We start from the raw sequence: 16,073 nt of genomic DNA on the forward strand, positions 1-16,073 counted from the left end.
CAAACCCAAAGCTCCTGATCTATTGCCCATTCCTGGCGTCGGGCTCAGACTTCCAGGTCCATTTTCCTGGTGTGTCAATCCATGATCGAATCGCTCAATCCCCGGGTCGCGGCCCTGTTGCTGCTGGCGTTTGCCGGCTTTGCCCAGGCCGCGCCGCAAGTCGCCTGGCCGCAGGGTTGGACGGTGGAGCCGGTGCCTGTGCAAGAGGGCGATCAGGCAGCCGAGGTTTCCCGCCAACGGGCAGTGAAAAGCGATGCCGCCGGCAATCCGCAGATGGTCATGGAGTTGACCATGACGCAAGTCGACAGCGGGCATGTAGTCAATCTTCAGGGGGTATTACTGGAGATGCGCAAATCCGTGCAGAAGGACTTTGCCCGAGGCGGTTATCAGAGTGTCTGTAACAAGATTCATCCGGCGCAGTTGAGTCGGCTGGAGGCCCTGGAGACCACTTGCACCATTACTCAAAATGGCCGGCATGTGCTGTCGCAAACATTGGTGGCCGCTGTGGATGGGAATAAGGCTTATGTACTTTCATACGCCGGCCAGGCACAGGCTTATGCTGATAGTCGGGACGAAATACTGGCTGTACGAAATAGCCTTAAACTTTGACGAAAAATCTGAAGCTGTCGGTTTGCTTTCCCATGTCGAGGGCGGGTTAACGCAGAGGTATTAAGCCCTAAGTTGTACTGGGTCTGTTGTTGCAAGAGACAATCCCGGGTGGGCTTGCAGTCGTCGGGCGCGCTGAAAAATACCGGTTCTCCGTGTTGAAGGCGGTCTTAGATGCAGGCCGTAATAAGAATATTCTTATCAATGTAAAAAGCCCTGCATATGCAGGGCCTTTTTCAGGTTGCGGCTTTGTTCAAGCGCGCAGCCAGGAATCTACAGTGGCGGCGCCATACTGTTCTTTCCAGGCTTTCAGGCCGCGATGGTTGCCGCCTTTGGTTTCAATCAGTTCGCCGGTGTGCGGGTTCTGATAAACCTTGACCACGCGCGCGCGCCGCTGTTTAGGGGCGTTGGCCGGTGGCAGGCCGGTTTTGCCCAGGTTCGGATCAAGGATCGCGATGATGTCACGCAGGCTCTTGTCATAGGTTTTCATCAGGGCCTGGAGCTTCTCTTCGAACTCGATTTCCTTTTTGAGTCCGGCGTCATTCTTCAGGGATTCAAGCTGCGCGAGCTGTTCTTGAAGTGCTTTTTCTGCAGCACGAAATTCAGCAAGTCTGGACAATATCTTCACTCCAATAGTCTATTTTGGCTGATACAAACCACAAACAAAGCTATAAGCCATGAGCCGATTAAGGTTCGATTAAGTGGCCTACCTGTGAATCTTGAACAGGCGTGAAAAATTGTAGTAGTTAATGGCGGCGGAGTAAATCAGGTTGTTCTTGTTTGCCTCGGTATGGGTCGATTGATTCAAATTGCTGCGCTTTTCGAGTTGTCGATTCGAGTACTTGTTGTTCTGACATGGCTATTTAATGGCGCGCTAGAACGGCAACAAATTCACTACTGGGCATCGGTCGGCCAAATAAATAACCCTGTAGGAAATCCACCCCTTGCGCGACCAGATAGTCGCGCTGTTCTGCGGTTTCTATGCCTTCGGCGACTATACCCAGATCGAGTTTGGCCGAGAGTTGGATAATGCTGTCGAGTATATGCAGGGACAGCGCATCGGCACCGATCATGGCCACGAAGCTTTGATCGATCTTCAAGTAGTCGACATTGAACTGACGCAGATAAGCCAGGCTGGAATGCCCGGTGCCGAAGTCGTCGATGGCGATCATCACGCCCAGTTCGTGCAGGGCGGCAAACAGCTGTTGGGTGATGGCCGTGGGTTCGATCAACTCGCGCTCGGTCAGCTCCAGCACCAGAATCACCTTGCCGGGCGCAAAGGCGGCGAGGAATTCTCGACAGTCGTCCAGCAACTGCAGATCGTGGCAGTGACTGGCTGTGATGTTGATGCCGATATGAAAGCCATCGCTGAAGTGCCCGGCATGGGGCGCCAGGGCTTGCCGGGTCTGCTGCATCAGCGAGCGGGTCATGGGCACGATCAGCCCGGAATGCTCGGCAAAGGGAATGAACAGATCAGGACGCACCAGCCCCTCCTTGGGGTGTTGCCAGCGCATCAGCACTTCAACCCCGGCCCATTGCAGGCTGTCGCCGCGTACCACGGGCTGGAAATAGGCAATGAACTCCTGGGCCTCCAACGCCCGGCGCAGCTCCTGGCTGGGGGAGGCGGAGCGCTTCTGCAGCCAGTGGGCGAGGACGCCGGTGGCGGCACCGAGGAACACCAGCAGGCCAAATAGCGCCGGGTACTGGCCTTTCATGTAGTGCCAGACATCCCCCTCGGCAAAGCCGGCGCTGACGCTGTAGGGATAGCGCGCCGAGTTCAACTGCTGGCTGGCCACCGCCGCCTCGGGCGCCGCGCCATCGTGGACCTGGCCGTCGCTGGACAGCCAGTGCGCGCCCACCTGCAATTGCAGGTAGGCAAAGCGGCTGATCAGACGCAGCGCGTTGGCCAGGTGATAGCCGTCGATGGTGGCCAGGACCGCGCCATCGCCCTCACTCCAGCGGTAGACCAGCAACGCCGTATTGGGCGTGATGGGGTTGCCGTTCATCAGCCAGAGTCGGCCAGCCACATAATCCCGGGGATCGAGGGGCACCGCGTAACTGCCCAGCAACGAGCTGCAATAGTTGCTGTTGCGCCACACCAGGTTGGTCGAGCGCACGAAGGGCCGGCGGGTGACCTGATCGCGCAGGGCCAGTTGCCGCGTGGCGTCGCAATCCTGGCCCACCAGAGGCAGCAGCGCCCTGGCGGCGATATCGGTGTTGTCCAACATCAGGTCGAACTGGCGAATGGCTTCTTCGGCGGTTTCCAGGCTGCTGCGTTCCAGGGCTCGTTCAGCCTGGGCATAGAGGATCACGGCCCCCAGCCCAATCGGCAGGACAATCGCCAGCAAGGTCCAGAGGGTACGGGTAGAGCGCTTCAGCGGACCTTTGGCGGTCAGGGGCATGGATCGGACCTGTGGCAGAGGAGGGGAGGCTTGGACATCCGACCGTGACCGCGTGCGCGACGGTCTTGTGGCGTGTTTCGATCACCGCAGGATAGACGGCTTTGTCCGACCATACAGGCGTTGCGCGTGGCGAATGAAGGCCAGGGTCGCCGGCGACGACTGGCGCTGATCGAGCACGGCAATCCCCACCTGGCGCCGCACCGGCGGCGATAGGGCTTTGCTGACATAGCGGGCATCCGTGCGCGGTGGCAGCGACAGTTCGGCCAGGATGCTCAGGGCCTCGCCCCGGGCCACGGTTTCCAGGGTGCTGAGCAACTGCGAGCTGCGGTAGCGGATGTTGGGGCGCAAGCCGGCACCGACGAACAAGCGTGACACCAGTTCCGCCGAGCCGGCCTCGGTCAGCACGAACGGGTCGTGGCACAGCTGATCCAGGCGCACCTGCGGCTCCCCAGCCAGGGCATGGGTCGCGGGAATCAGCGCCACCAGTTGGTCCTCCAGCAGGGCGAAGGTGTCGAAACGCTCCTCGGGCAGCACCACGAAACCCAGGTCGATCCGCCGTTCCTCCAGCCATTGCAGGACCTGCCGGTCCGGCCCCTCGTCGATGTGCACCTCGATCCCCGGGTACTCCTGGCGGTACTCCTCAAGGATGCGCGGCAGCAGGCGCGTGGAGGAGGTGGGGCCGAACGAGCCGATGCGCAGGGTGCCGCGCTTCATGCCCCGGGCATCGGCGGCCTCCTGTTCCAGGGTCGCGGCCAGCCCCAGCATGGCCCGGGCCCGCAGCAGCAGCTGGCGCCCGATATCGGTGAGCTCGACCTGGGCCTGATGGCGGCGGAACAGCTCCACCCCCAGTTCCTGTTCCAGGGACTTGATGGCGTGGGAAACCGCCGACTGGCTGATGCCCAGGCGCGTGGCGGCAGCGGTGAAACCGGCAAGCTCGGCCACCCGGGAAAAGATGTCCAATTGGGTCAGGGTCATGAGTAAAAGCTCATTTTACGATGATCGATCATTAGACAAAGAATATCCCGGCGGCACAAACCCACGAACCCAGAGCATCACGACCATGAGCGACAGCAGTATCAACGGCCCCTTGAACGCCAGGCACCAGGACCTGGCGGTCTATTGCAAATTGGCGGCGGTCACCATGATCTGGGGCGGCACCTTTGTCGCCGGGCGGTATCTGGTTGGCGGGCTCTCGCCATTGCTGCTGGCCAGCCTGCGCTTCGTTCTCGCCAGCCTGGCCTTGCTCGGTTTCATGGCCGTGGCGCGCATTCCTCTGGTACGTCCCAGCCTCCGCCAGTTCGGCCAGTTGGCGCTGCTGGGGTTCTGCGGGATTTTTTTCTACAACCTGTGTTTCTTCCTTGGCCTGCAACAGGTCAGCGCCTCACGCGCTTCGTTGATCGTGGCACTCAATCCGGCGGTGATTGCCCTGGGGGCCTGGGCGCTGTTCAAGGAGCGCCTGAGCCGGCGCCAACTGCTGGGTATCGTGCTGTGTTTGAGTGGCGCCGCATTGGTGATCTGCAGCCGTGATCCCGCAGCGCTGACGACCCGCTCCGGCGGTTGGCGCGGCGATCTGCTGATCCTCGGCTGCGTCCTGGGCTGGGGCCTGTACTCGCTGTTGTCCAGGGACCTCAACCGGCGTCTGGGGCCCTTGCAGACCGTCACCTACTCGATCCTGCTGGGCACCCTGATGCTGTGCAGCGCGACCTGGCTGCGTGGCGAGTTCGACCTGCCGGCCATCGCCCGGCTGAGCCCGGTCCAGGGCCTGAGCCTTTTGTACCTGGGCGTACTGGGCTCGGCGCTGGCCTATATCGGGTACTACGACGGGCTGCGGCGCATCGGCGCCACCCGTTCCGGGGTGTTCATCGCCCTCAATCCGCTGACCGCGCTGATGCTCGGCGCGCTGCTGCTGGGGGAGCAGTTGAGCCTGGTGATGGGGTTGGGCGCGGTGCTGATTCTGGGCGGCATCTACCAGTGCAACAAACCCCTTGCGGGCCGGGCAAAAAAGGCGATTTTATAGAGAATGCGGACAAAGGCTTTTACGCTGTGTAGAATCCGGTTACGCATACAATAATAAAGTCTTCTGGCAGCAGAAGCCTCGCCCCCCAGCCTGTAACACAGGGTCGACATGAAGATTCTCGGGTTTCAACTGATCTACGGTGACTTCCTCGCCCGCAGCGTGCGAGGCATCTCTTGCGCGCCACCTTCGTTCCTCAGCATTGATAGCAACTAACGATCCGTTAATTCTAAAAATATGATGAGGCGCCAACCATGGCAGATATCTTCGAAAACCCGATGGGCCTGATGGGCTTTGAATTCATCGAATTCGCATCGCCCACCCCCAACACCCTCGAACCGATCTTCGAGATCATGGGTTTCACCAAAGTCGCGACCCATCGTTCAAAAGACGTGCATCTGTATCGCCAGGGTGCGATCAACCTGATCCTCAACAACGAACCCCACAGCGTCGCCTCGTACTTCGCCGCCGAACACGGTCCGTCGGTGTGCGGCATGGCGTTCCGGGTCAAGGATTCGCAGAAGGCCTACAAGCGCGCCCTGGAACTGGGCGCCCAGCCGATTCACATTGAAACCGGCCCGATGGAACTCAACCTGCCGGCGATCAAGGGCATCGGTGGCGCGCCGCTGTACCTGATCGACCGTTTCGGCGAAGGCAGCTCGATCTACGACATCGACTTCGTGTTCCTCGAAGGCGTGGACCGCAACCCACAGGGCGCCGGCCTGAAGATCATCGACCACCTGACCCACAACGTGTACCGCGGGCGCATGGCCTACTGGGCCGGTTTCTACGAGAAGCTGTTCAACTTCCGCGAGATCCGCTACTTCGACATCAAGGGCGAATACACCGGCCTGACCTCCAAGGCCATGACCGCCCCGGACGGCATGATCCGCATCCCGCTGAACGAAGAATCGTCCAAGGGCGCCGGGCAGATCGAAGAGTTCCTGATGCAGTTCAACGGCGAGGGCATCCAGCACGTGGCCTTCCTCACCGACGACCTGGTCAAGACCTGGGACGCGCTGAAGAAGATCGGCATGCGCTTCATGACCGCGCCGCCGGACACCTACTACGAAATGCTCGAAGGCCGCCTGCCGAACCACGGCGAGCCGGTCAAGGAGCTGCAAGCCCGGGGCATCCTGCTGGACGGTTCCTCGGAGGCCGGCGACAAGCGCCTGCTGCTGCAGATCTTCTCGGAAACCCTGATGGGCCCGGTGTTCTTCGAATTCATCCAGCGCAAAGGTGACGACGGATTCGGTGAAGGCAACTTCAAGGCACTGTTCGAATCGATCGAACGCGACCAGGTGCGTCGCGGTGTACTGGCCACCGAGTAACCCTCGGCAGGCTTGACCCCAGAGCCCGATCAGGCCCCGCCTGATCGGGCTTTGTTTTGCCTGTCGGCTGGCGATAGTGAATGTGTTAATGTTCCCGCCTCTGTTTCCCAGCCCTCGACCGACGCCTTGATGAACACACCCAGACCTTCCCTGACCCTGACCCTGCTGCAGGCCCGTGAGGCCGCCATGGCGTTTTTCCGCCCCTCGCTGAACCAGCACGACTTGACCGAGCAGCAGTGGCGGGTGATCCGCATCCTGCGCCAGAACGGCGAGCTGGAGAGCCACCAGCTGGCGAAGATGGCCTGCATCCTGCCGCCGAGCATGACCGGGGTACTGACCCGCCTGGAGCGCGACCAGTACGTCAGCCGGCGCAAATCCCCGGAAGACCAGCGCCGCCTGTTCATCACCCTGACCGACAAGGGCCAGGCCTGTTTCGAATCCATGAGCGGCGACATGGAAATCAACTACCAGAAAATCCAGCAGCAATTTGGTGAAGACAAGATGCAGGCCTTGCTGGCCCTGCTCAATGAACTCAAGCAAATCAAGCCCTGAACCCCAGCCACGCCGGAACCTGTTGCATCTGTGCCCGTGCCGGCCCGTCGATCAGCTGCGGCGTTGGCGCAGCAGGTGCTTGACCCCTTCGAGCACCAGCACCAGCACCGCCAGCCACACCGGTATGTAGGTCAGCCATTCCCCGGCCTTGATGCTTTCCCCCAGCAGCAGGGCGACCAACAGCAGCAACACCGGCTCCACATAACTGAGCAGGCCGAACAGGCTGAAGGCCAGCAAGCGGCTGGCGATGACGTAGCACGCCAGCGCCGAGGCGCTGATCACCCCCAGCAGCGGAATCAGCAGGTACAGGCCGGGATGGCTGTCGACCACGGCAAATCCCTGTTCGCCGCCTTGCACGAACCACAATGCCGCCGGGATCAGCAGCGCCATGTCCAGCCACAGGCCGCCCAGGTGATCGGTGCCCAGGCGCCGGCGCAGGACGAAATACACCGGGTAACCCAAAGCCACCACCAGGGTCGCCCAGGAAAAACTGCCCACCTGATACAGCTCGTTGAGCACCCCGAGGCAGGCCAGCAGCGTGGCGACCTTCTGCAAGCGCGACAGACGCTCGCCATAGACGATGTGCCCGGTCAGGACCATGGTCAGCGGCAGCAGGAAATAACCCAGGGACACATCCAGGCTGTAGCCGTTGAGCGGCGCCCACATGAACAGCCAGAGCTGCACCCCCACCAGGGCCGCCGACAGCAGCAGCGCCAGGCTCAGCAGCGGTTTACTTGCCACCTGGCGCAGCACCTGGCCGACCCGGTGCCACTCGCCGCTGAGGATCATGAACAGGGTCATGCACGGCAGGGTCAGCAGCATGCGCCAGCCGAAGATCTCCACCCCGGTCAGGGGCGCCAGCAGCGAGGTGTAGAAATACATGACGGCAAACAGCACCGACGCCAGGACCGATAACGCGATTCCTTTAGACACACTGTCCTCGTAATACCCGAACGCTCGGGACACATAGAAATAGGGGGGAGAGGCGAGGGGGGAATATAGAGGGTTGAGCGCAAGAATTTTGCTCTGATTGCGCCATCGCAGCGGGAATTTTTCTCGATTATGGCCAACCTGCAGCACCACCGGTCGAGCCCGAGGCCGGTGGCGCGCCGCTTTGCATCGCCACCGGCGCGGTTCAGCCCAGGTGCGGAAAACGACCCGAAACGAAGTGGCCGACATCATTGAAGCCCGGGGTCGAGGCATGCCCCGGACTCACCAGGGCGTCGATGAAGGCTTCGTCCTCGGCGCTGATCTGCACCGCCAGGGCCCGGGTGTAGGCATCCCACTGGGCCTCGGTGCGCGGGCCGACAATCGCCGAGCTCACCGCCTGGTTGTTCAGTACCCAGGCGATGGCGAACTCGACGATATCGACCCCGCGACCCTGGGCGTAGGCCTGGATCTGCTGGGCGATGCGCAGGGATTCCACCCGCCACTCGGTTTCCAGGATGCGCTTGTCCTGGCGCCCGGCGCGGCTGGCGCTGTCCGGGGCCACGTCCGGTGCGTACTTGCCGCTGAGCACGCCCCGGGCCAGCGGGCTGTAGGGCACCACGCCCAGGCCATAGGCCTTGGCGGCGGTGATCTGCTCGGCCTCGGCCTGACGGTTGACGATGTTGTACAGCGGCTGGCTGATCACCGGGCGGTCCACCCCCAGCTGGTCGGCCACGCGAATGGCCTCGGCGATCCGCCAGCCCCGGTAGTTGGACAGGCCCCAGTAGCGGATCTTGCCCTGGCGCAGCAGGTCGCCGATGGCCGAGATGCTCACCTCCAGCGGGGTGTTGTGGTCCTCGCGGTGCAGGTAGTAGATGTCCAGGTAGTCGGTGCCCAGGCGGGTCAGGCTGGCCTCGATGCCGTTGAAGATGTGCTTGCGGCTCAAGCCGCTGCGGTTGGGCAGGCCGTCCACCGGGCCGAAGCCCACCTTGGACGCCAGCACCCACTCATGGCGGTGGCGGGCGATGGCCTCGCCGACGATCTCCTCGGAGCGGCCCTGGGTGTAGACGTCGGCGGTGTCGATGAAATTGATCCCCTGGTCCCAAGCCTTGTCGATGATGCGCAGCGAGTCTTCGGTGCTGGTCTGCTCGCCGAACATCATGGTGCCCAGGGTCAGGGTGGAAACCTTGAGACCGGAATGGCCGAGGATGCGATAGCTCATGGGCGAAATCCTTGTGCTAGAGGGGTGGCCGGGCATTTCCGGCCACGGGGGCGACCATCAAATACCACAACGCCGGGCTTGCGCAATGCCTGAATGGCGCCTCCTCGCCGGGGCCGGCTTTTCGGCGAAGAGGCCCATGAGATCGCCTGCCAGGACTTTGCGTAGGAGCCGGCTTGCCGGCGAACCGCGCAGCGGCCAGCCGCCCCGGGCCGGTGCTGGTCAGGGGCACAGCGCCCGACAGCGCTGCAGCACAAAGCTGTGCAGCAGGCGCACCCGCTCAGAAACCTGCAGGCGATGGGGACACAGCAGATTGAACGGCGCCAGTTCCCCTTGCCAGTCGCCGAGCAGCGGCACCAGGCGCCCGGCGCGGATGTCCTCGGCCACATCCAGCCGGGCCTTGTAGACAATGCCGTGGCCGGCCAGGGCCCAGCGCCGGGCCACTTCGCCGTCGTCGCACAGGTAGTCGCCGCGCACCGGCACCTCGCGGGTGTCGTCGCCGCGGCTGAAGCGCCAGCTGTCATAGGGCCGGTCGTTGCGCAAGTAGAGCAGGGCGCTGTGCTGCGACAGCTCCTCGGGCGACTGCGGGATGCCGCAACGGGCCAGATAAGCCGGGCTGGCGCAGGCCACGCGCCGATGCTCGGGCAGGATCGGCAGGGCCACCAGGCTTGAGTCCGCGGGCACGCCAAAGCGCAGGGCCACATCCACGGCCTCGCGGAACAGGTCGGCATGGCGATCGTTGAGCCGCAGTTGCAGGCGCAATTGCGGGTGTTCGGCCCTGAATTCATCGAGCCAGGGCAGCAGCGCGTTGCGCCCGAAATCCGAGGGCGCCGACAGTTGCAGCACACCGGCCAGGCCCTGGCTCTGCTGCTTGAGTGCCTGTTCACCGTCCTCCAGGGTGGCCAGGGCCAGGCGCACGCTGTCCAGGTAGCGCCGGCCTTCCTCGGTCAAACGCATGCTGCGGGTGGAGCGCGCCAGCAGGCGGCTGCCGAGGCGGGTTTCCAGGCGCTTGAGGGCAATGCTGGCCGCAGCGGCCGTCATGCCCAGGGAGCGGGCGGCGGCGGAAATGCTTCCGGAGTCGGCGGTGCGCACGAAGATTTCCAGATCGAGGATCGAGCTCATTAGTAAAAATCCTTTAAAGATCTTTGCGTTTTAGCGGGATTTTTCCTCGATTGGCAAGCTGGGAAGATGCAATCACTTTCAATCGCAGCAGGTGATCGCAATGACTTTTTCCAACTCAAGCTTGTCCCGGCAGACCGTGGTGGTGATCGGCGCCGGCAGCGGCATTGGCGCGGCGGTGGCGCGTCAGGCCGCCGCCCGCGGCGCCCGGGTGGTGCTGGCCGGGCGCAGCCTCGAAGCCCTGCAACGCCAGCAGGCGCAGTTGCCGGCATCGGTGTCGGCCCGCAGCCTCGCCGTGGACATCACCGATGCCGCCAGCGTCCGCGATCTGTTCGACGCCGTGGGCGCCTTTGACCATCTGGTGATCAGCGCCGGTCCGGCGATCAGCGCCAAGCCCCTGGCCGACACCGACCTGCTGGATGCCCAGCGGGCCTTCGAGGTGAAGTTCTGGGGCGTGTGGCGCGCAGTCCAGGCGGCGCTGCCGACGCTCGCGCCCCAGGGCAGCATCAGCCTGACCTCGGGCCTGCTGTCGCGCAAAATGGTCCCCGGGCAAGTGCTCAAGACCACCCTCAACGCCGCGCTGGAAGCCCTGGGCAAGCACCTGGCCAAGGAGCTGGCGCCGCGCCGGGTGAATGTCATCAGCCCCGGGGTCACCGCTACCGAAGCCTATGCCGGAATGTCCGAGGAGGCGCGTCAGGCGATGTTCGCGCGCACCGCCGCCAGCCTGCCGGTGGGCCGTGTCGGCCAGCCGGACGACATCGCCGCGGCCTTTATCCTGGCCATGGAAAACGGCTTTATCAGCGGCAGCCTGATCGACGTCGATGGCGGTGGCCTGCTGTGAACTGGCGCTTCGACCATCTGGCGTTCAACGTCGCCGAGGGCGAGGCGCTGCAGGCGGCGTTCGCCGACTTGCTGGGGCTGCAAAGGGGGCGGCGTCCACCGTTTCCCTTTCCCGGACGCTGGCTGTATCAGGAGCGGCAGGCGCTGGTCCACGTCATCGAACAGGCCGATAGCCCCGAGCCGCAACTGAGCCACATCGCCTTCAGCACCCAGGAGGCGGCCGCAGCCGTGTTGCGGCGGGTGCAAGCCAGTGGCCTGGAGCATCAAGTGGCGCAGGTGCCGGAAGACGGCATCTGGCAGATCTTCGTGCGCTTGCCCGGCGGCCTGGTGCTGGAGCTGGATGCTCCGGCGGCGGGGGAGTTGAGCATCAGCCACGACTACGCCCGACAAGGTGGCGCGCCGAGCTGAGGCCCGCCATGAAAAAGCCCGTTGGAGCAGAGGCTCGAACGGGCTTTTTGTCGTTGCCGGGGCTGTTTAGTGCCGGGGCTTAGCGGTTCAGGGTGCGGGTCATGCGCAGCGCCAGCAGGCTACCGCCGACAATCACCCCGGCCAGCAGGTACAGCGCGGCATCGGTGGAGCCGGTGCTGTCCTTGACCCAACCGACCAGGTAGGGGCTGAGGAAGCCGGCCATCTGGCCCATGGAGTTGATCAGCGCCAGGCCACCGGCCGCCGCGCCGGCGCTGAGCAGGGCGGTGGGCACCGGCCAGAACATCGGCAGGCCGGTGAGGGCGCCCATGGTGGCGAGGGTCAGGCCGAGGATGGCCAGGGCCGGGGTGGTGGCGAAATTCACCGCGATCAGCAGGCCCACGGCGCCCATCAGCATCGGCACCACAAGGTGCCAGCGGCGCTCCTTGCGCAGGTCCGCCGAACGGCCCACCAGCAGCATGAACACCGCCGCCAGCAGGTAGGGAATCGCGCTCAGCCAGCCGATCACCAGATTGTCGGCAAAGCCCAGGTTCTTGATGATCGACGGCAGCCAGAAGTTGATCGCGTAGACCCCGCTCTGGATGCAGAAGTAGATCAGGCCGAAGGCCCAGATCGCCGGGTTCTTGAACACGGCCGTCAGGGAGTCGCTGGCGGTTTTCGGCTGGTTGGCGGCGTCCGTGGCCTGGTCCGCTTCCAGCACCGCGCGTTCAGCGGGGGACAGCCACTTGGCGTGGGCGAAGCTGTCGCTGAGCAGGAAGAACGCCAGGGCGCCGAGGATCACCGTGGGAATGCCCTGCAGCAGGAACATCCACTGCCAGCCGGCGAGGCCGCCTTGCCCGGCGGCGAAATGGTTGAGGATCCAGCCGGAAAACGGGCTGCCGAGCAAGCCGGACACCGGGATCGCCGACATGAACAGGGCCATGATCCGGCCCCGGCGGAAGGTCGGGAACCACTGCGAGAGGTACAGCACCACCCCGGGGAAGAAGCCGGCTTCGGCGGCCCCGGTGAACAGGCGCAGGGTATAGAACTGGGTCGGCGTGGTGACGAACAGCAGGCAGGTGGACAGGGTGCCCCAGGTGATCATCATCAGCGCGATCCAGCGCCGCGGGCCGAACCGGTTCAGCGCCAGGTTGCTCGGCACGCCGCACAGCACGTAGCCGATGAAGAAGATCCCGGCGCCCAGGCCGTAGACCGTTTCGCTGAATTTCAGGGCATCGAGCATCTGCAGCTTGGCAAAGCCAACGTTGACCCGGTCGAGGTAGTTGAACAGGTAGCAGACGAAAATGAAGGGGATCAGGCGCAGGGTGATGCGCTTGTAGACGGCGTTCTTGTCGTCAGCCTGGGCCAGTGTGGCAGCGGCGCTCTGTGACATGGTGTGTCTCTCTTTATTATGATTTTTCGCGGTGCAAGGGTAACGTTGACCGCCCCGAGAGTCTCGGTCACGCCGCGGTCGCTGTCTTTGTGCCGGCGCACAGCGATTGGCCACCGCCCCTGTGCCACTGAACAATGTCCAAGGACCTTCCCCCTATGTTCGAACTCGATCATGACCTGGCGCAGGACATCGTCGACCGCGCGATGGCCATCCTGCCCTACAACGTCAACGTCATGGACAGCCAGGGCCTGATCCTCGGCAGTGGCGAGCCGGAGCGCATCAACACCCGGCATGAAGGCGCGCAACTGGTGCTGGCCAACGGCCGGGTGGTGGAGATCGACGAGCCCACCGCGCAGCGGCTCAAGGGCGTGCAACCGGGGATCAACCTGCCGCTGCTGCACGACCAGCGGCTGATCGGCGTGCTGGGCATCACCGGTGATCCGGCCTTGCTGCGCACCTACGCCGAACTGGTGCGCATGACCGCCGAGATGCTGGTGGGCCAGCGTCATCAGCAGGCCGAGCAGCAATGGCGGCGCCAGCGTTGCGACGATCTGCTGGCCTTGCTCCTGAGCGACGACGGCGACTCCCCGCGCCTGGTGGACGAAGCCCGACAGATGGGCCTCAAGCCGCAGCTGGCGCGCACGCCTTACCTGTTCGAACTGGCCCTGGAACAGGCCGCGGGGCAGGGCGTCGAGACCCTCAGTGCCTGGCTGATGAGCCGTTACCCGGACAGCTGGTGCGTCAGTTCGTCAAAGACTTCCCTGCTCTGGTGTCGCCCGGCGACCCTCAACCTGGACAACCCGCGCCTGCTGGAAAAACTCGACGGCCAGGGCTGGAACATCCTGCGGGTCGCCGTGGGCGGACAGGCCGAGGGGCTGGCCGGCTTGCGCCGCTGCTATCGCCGGGTCAGCGACCTGCTGGCCTACGGGCGTGATCTGCTGCCGGACGCGCGGCTGCTGACCCTCAACCGCTACCGCCTGCCGGTGATGCTCTGGCGTCACCGCAACGACGACGCCCTGGACGAATTGCTCAGCCCCTTGCGCAAGGTGCTGGCCAAGGACAGCAACGGCCAGCTGCTGGCAACCCTGCGCAGCTGGTGCGACCACGATGGCCAGAGCCAGGCCTGCGCCGATGCCCTGGGCATCCACCGCAACAGCCTGCGCTACCGCATGGAGCGCATCGCCGAACTCAGCGGCGTCGCCCCCCTGCGCCTGGACGGCATGCTGGCCCTGTACCTGGGGGTGCAATTGCTGCCCCGCAACACCACTCAACCCAATCCCCTGTAGCCGCTGCCGAGCTTCAGCGAGGCTGCGCAAAGGCCCGCAGGGCCTTGCTTGGCAATCCCCAGCCAAACCTGTATCGCCTTCAAGACCTTCACGAGCGCTACGCGCCCGTTCGCAGCCTGCGGCAGCGGCTACAGGGTCCAGGAGGATTTAACGGTTCTGTAGCCGCTGCCGAGCTTCAGCGAGGCTGCGCAAAGGCCCGCAGGGCCTTGCTTGGCAATCCCCAGCCAAACCTGTATCGCTTTCAAGACCTTCACGAGCGCTACGCGCCCGTTCGCCGCCTGCGGCAGCGGTTTCAACACCAGGCGAGGTTGCGCGGTTGTAGCAATGAACAATAAAGCGCCCTCGGACTTGTGCAGCGGCCCGGGGTCAGCGCCGGCGCCAAGTGGCAGCATGGCGGCACAAGAACCGGAGAACACCCCATGAAGATCATCATCGCCCCCGACTCGTTCAAGGACAGCCTGAGTGCCGAAGGCGTGGCCCGGGCCATTGCCCTGGGGCTGGTCGAGGTCTGGCCCGACGCCGAGCTGTGCCAATGCCCGATGGCCGACGGCGGCGAAGGCACGGTTGAATCGATTCTCGCCGCCTGCGATTGGCAACTGCGCCGCCATCGGGTCCAGGGGCCGCTGGGGGCGATTGTTGAAGCCCGTTGGGGCTGGCTGCCGCAGAATCACACGGCGATCATCGAAATGGCCGAGGCCAGCGGCCTGCAACTGCTGGCGCTGGATCAGCGCGATGCCTGCAACAGCAGCACCTTCGGGACGGGAGAGCTGATCCTGGCCGCGCTGGATGCTGGTGCCCAACGCATTATCCTGACCATCGGCGGCAGCGCCACCAACGACGGCGGCGCCGGGGCCCTGCAGGCCCTGGGCGTGAAACTGCTGGACCAGCAGGGGCGGATGCTGCCCCGTGGCGGTCTGGCCCTGGCCGACCTGGCCAGCATCGAGCTGGACAGCATGGATCCGCGCCTGGCCCGGGTGCGCTTTGAAATCGCCGCCGACGTCAACAACCCGCTGTGCGGCGCACAGGGCGCTTCCGCGATCTTCGGCCCGCAGAAAGGCGCTTCGGCGCAGCAGGTGCAGCAGTTGGACCAGGCCCTGGGGCACTTTGCCGAGCGCTGCGCCGAGGTGTTGCCCAGGGACGTGCGTGACGAACCCGGCAGCGGTGCGGCCGGTGGCCTGGGGTTTGCCGCCAAGGCCTTTCTTGCCGCGCAGTTTCGCCCGGGGGTGGAAGTGGTGGCGGAACTGGTGGGCCTGGAACAGGCCGTGCGCGGTGCCGATCTGGTGATTACCGGTGAGGGCCGCTTTGACGCCCAGACCTTGCGTGGCAAGACCCCGTTTGGTGTGGCGCGGATTGCTCGGGAGCAGGGTGTTCCGGTGATCGTGATTGCCGGCACCCTGGGCGAGGGTTACCAGCAGATGTACGCCCACGGCGTGGACGCGGCCTTCGCCTTGACCAGCGGCCCCATGAGCCTGGAGCAGGCCTGCCGCGAGGCCCCGCGCCTGCTGCGCGAACGCGCCGCCGACATCGCCCGCGTCTGGCGCCTGGCCCGCAACGCCCGCTAGAGACTCGCTGGAGCTGGCCAGCGAAGCTCGTTAATCAGGGCGGGTGGTGGGCATATCCGGTGGTGCGGTAACGGCCGCTCAGGGTTTCGCTCTCACAGTGGCGGTTTGGGGTACATATCCATTTCCGCAGGTGCGGCGGCCGGCGGTTTCGCCCTTACGGCGAGTCACTTTGAAGAGCCCAAAGTAACCAAAGGCTCCTGCCCCTCCACTCGGTGCCTCGCATAGCGAGGCATGCCCGAACTCCGGCATTGATCCGTGGGCCGCCGCCACAGGCCATCCATGGCCTGGGGCGGCTAACCCGGCGTCCTGCCGGGTTACCCACGGCTCAATGCCTGCGTTCGGCCATCGTGTCTAAAGGGGCAGGAAGATCAAAAGCCAGATCAAGATCAAGATCAAAATCTGACGGCGGCCTTGCGG

At 64.1% G+C, this 16,073-nt stretch carries 15 protein-coding genes; 8 read left to right on the forward strand and 7 right to left on the reverse strand.

Annotated elements, in window-relative coordinates; genetic code table 11:
- Positions 1-81: 81 nt before the first annotated feature.
- Positions 82-609 (forward strand): DUF4946 domain-containing protein, encoded by a 528-nt coding sequence (locus GGI48_RS28655; RefSeq protein ID WP_016968668.1) that lies wholly within the window; start codon positions 82-84, stop codon positions 607-609.
- A 250-nt stretch (positions 610-859) separates the two neighbouring features.
- Here the strand turns inward: GGI48_RS28655 and GGI48_RS28660 are convergent, their stop codons facing one another.
- The 3 genes from GGI48_RS28660 to GGI48_RS28670 form a co-directional block, all read right to left on the reverse strand.
- Positions 860-1,225: a histone-like nucleoid-structuring protein, MvaT/MvaU family gene (locus GGI48_RS28660; RefSeq protein WP_047304821.1), complete on the reverse strand. Its 366-nt coding sequence runs from the start codon at positions 1,223-1,225 to the stop codon at positions 860-862.
- Between the two features lie 244 nt (positions 1,226-1,469).
- On the reverse strand, positions 1,470-3,008 hold the full coding sequence (locus GGI48_RS28665) for an EAL domain-containing protein (RefSeq protein WP_179601266.1): 1,539 nt from the start codon (positions 3,006-3,008) through the stop codon (positions 1,470-1,472).
- 81 nt (positions 3,009-3,089) lie between these two features.
- Positions 3,090-3,983, reverse strand: coding sequence for a LysR family transcriptional regulator (locus GGI48_RS28670; protein WP_179601268.1), 894 nt, complete (start codon positions 3,981-3,983; stop codon positions 3,090-3,092).
- Between the two features lie 85 nt (positions 3,984-4,068).
- Here GGI48_RS28670 and GGI48_RS28675 point away from each other — a divergent pair, with 85 nt between their 5' ends.
- From GGI48_RS28675 to hpaR, 3 genes are all read left to right on the forward strand, one after another.
- Complete coding sequence (locus tag GGI48_RS28675; RefSeq protein ID WP_179601270.1) at positions 4,069-5,025, forward strand: DMT family transporter; 957 nt, start codon at positions 4,069-4,071, stop codon at positions 5,023-5,025.
- A gap of 251 nt (positions 5,026-5,276) precedes the next feature.
- Positions 5,277-6,353 carry a 4-hydroxyphenylpyruvate dioxygenase gene (hppD, locus tag GGI48_RS28680; RefSeq protein ID WP_016968663.1) on the forward strand — a complete coding sequence of 359 codons (1,077 nt, stop codon included), beginning with the start codon at positions 5,277-5,279 and terminating at the stop codon, positions 6,351-6,353.
- A gap of 129 nt (positions 6,354-6,482) precedes the next feature.
- On the forward strand, positions 6,483-6,905 hold the full coding sequence (gene hpaR / locus GGI48_RS28685; RefSeq protein WP_011061668.1) for a homoprotocatechuate degradation operon regulator HpaR: 423 nt from the start codon (positions 6,483-6,485) through the stop codon (positions 6,903-6,905).
- 51 nt (positions 6,906-6,956) lie between these two features.
- Here hpaR and rarD read toward each other — a convergent pair whose 3' ends face one another.
- The 3 genes from rarD to GGI48_RS28700 form a co-directional block, all read right to left on the reverse strand.
- Positions 6,957-7,838 carry an EamA family transporter RarD gene (gene rarD, locus GGI48_RS28690; protein WP_179601272.1) on the reverse strand — a complete coding sequence of 294 codons (882 nt, stop codon included), beginning with the start codon at positions 7,836-7,838 and terminating at the stop codon, positions 6,957-6,959.
- Positions 7,839-8,040: 202 nt separating this feature from the next.
- A complete protein-coding gene (locus GGI48_RS28695) occupies positions 8,041-9,054 on the reverse strand; it encodes an aldo/keto reductase (RefSeq protein ID WP_016968662.1) in 1,014 nt (337 codons plus the stop codon).
- A 219-nt stretch (positions 9,055-9,273) separates the two neighbouring features.
- Positions 9,274-10,173, reverse strand: coding sequence for a LysR family transcriptional regulator (locus tag GGI48_RS28700; protein WP_103741554.1), 900 nt, complete (start codon positions 10,171-10,173; stop codon positions 9,274-9,276).
- 100 nt (positions 10,174-10,273) lie between these two features.
- On the opposite strand from GGI48_RS28700, the gene GGI48_RS28705 reads away from it, so the two are divergent.
- Positions 10,274-11,011: an SDR family oxidoreductase gene (locus GGI48_RS28705; RefSeq protein WP_103741555.1), complete on the forward strand. Its 738-nt coding sequence runs from the start codon at positions 10,274-10,276 to the stop codon at positions 11,009-11,011.
- Positions 11,008-11,418 carry a hypothetical protein gene (locus GGI48_RS28710; protein ID WP_103741556.1) on the forward strand — a complete coding sequence of 137 codons (411 nt, stop codon included), beginning with the start codon at positions 11,008-11,010 and terminating at the stop codon, positions 11,416-11,418. The genes GGI48_RS28705 and GGI48_RS28710 overlap by 4 nt, the downstream gene beginning before the upstream one ends.
- A 79-nt stretch (positions 11,419-11,497) precedes the next feature.
- On the opposite strand, the gene GGI48_RS28715 is transcribed toward GGI48_RS28710, so the two are convergent.
- Positions 11,498-12,808 carry an MFS transporter gene (locus GGI48_RS28715; protein ID WP_016968658.1) on the reverse strand — a complete coding sequence of 437 codons (1,311 nt, stop codon included), beginning with the start codon at positions 12,806-12,808 and terminating at the stop codon, positions 11,498-11,500.
- 155 nt (positions 12,809-12,963) lie between these two features.
- On the opposite strand from GGI48_RS28715, the gene GGI48_RS28720 reads away from it, so the two are divergent.
- Together GGI48_RS28720 and GGI48_RS28725 are read left to right on the forward strand one after the other, a co-directional pair.
- A complete protein-coding gene (locus GGI48_RS28720) occupies positions 12,964-14,094 on the forward strand; it encodes a sugar diacid recognition domain-containing protein (RefSeq protein WP_179601274.1) in 1,131 nt (376 codons plus the stop codon).
- A gap of 419 nt (positions 14,095-14,513) precedes the next feature.
- Positions 14,514-15,656 carry a glycerate kinase gene (locus tag GGI48_RS28725; RefSeq protein WP_179601276.1) on the forward strand — a complete coding sequence of 381 codons (1,143 nt, stop codon included), beginning with the start codon at positions 14,514-14,516 and terminating at the stop codon, positions 15,654-15,656.
- Positions 15,657-16,073 lie beyond the last annotated feature (417 nt).

Source organism: Pseudomonas protegens (genome assembly GCF_013407925.2).
GTDB classification, from domain to species: Bacteria; Pseudomonadota; Gammaproteobacteria; order Pseudomonadales; family Pseudomonadaceae; genus Aquipseudomonas; species Aquipseudomonas fluorescens_AP.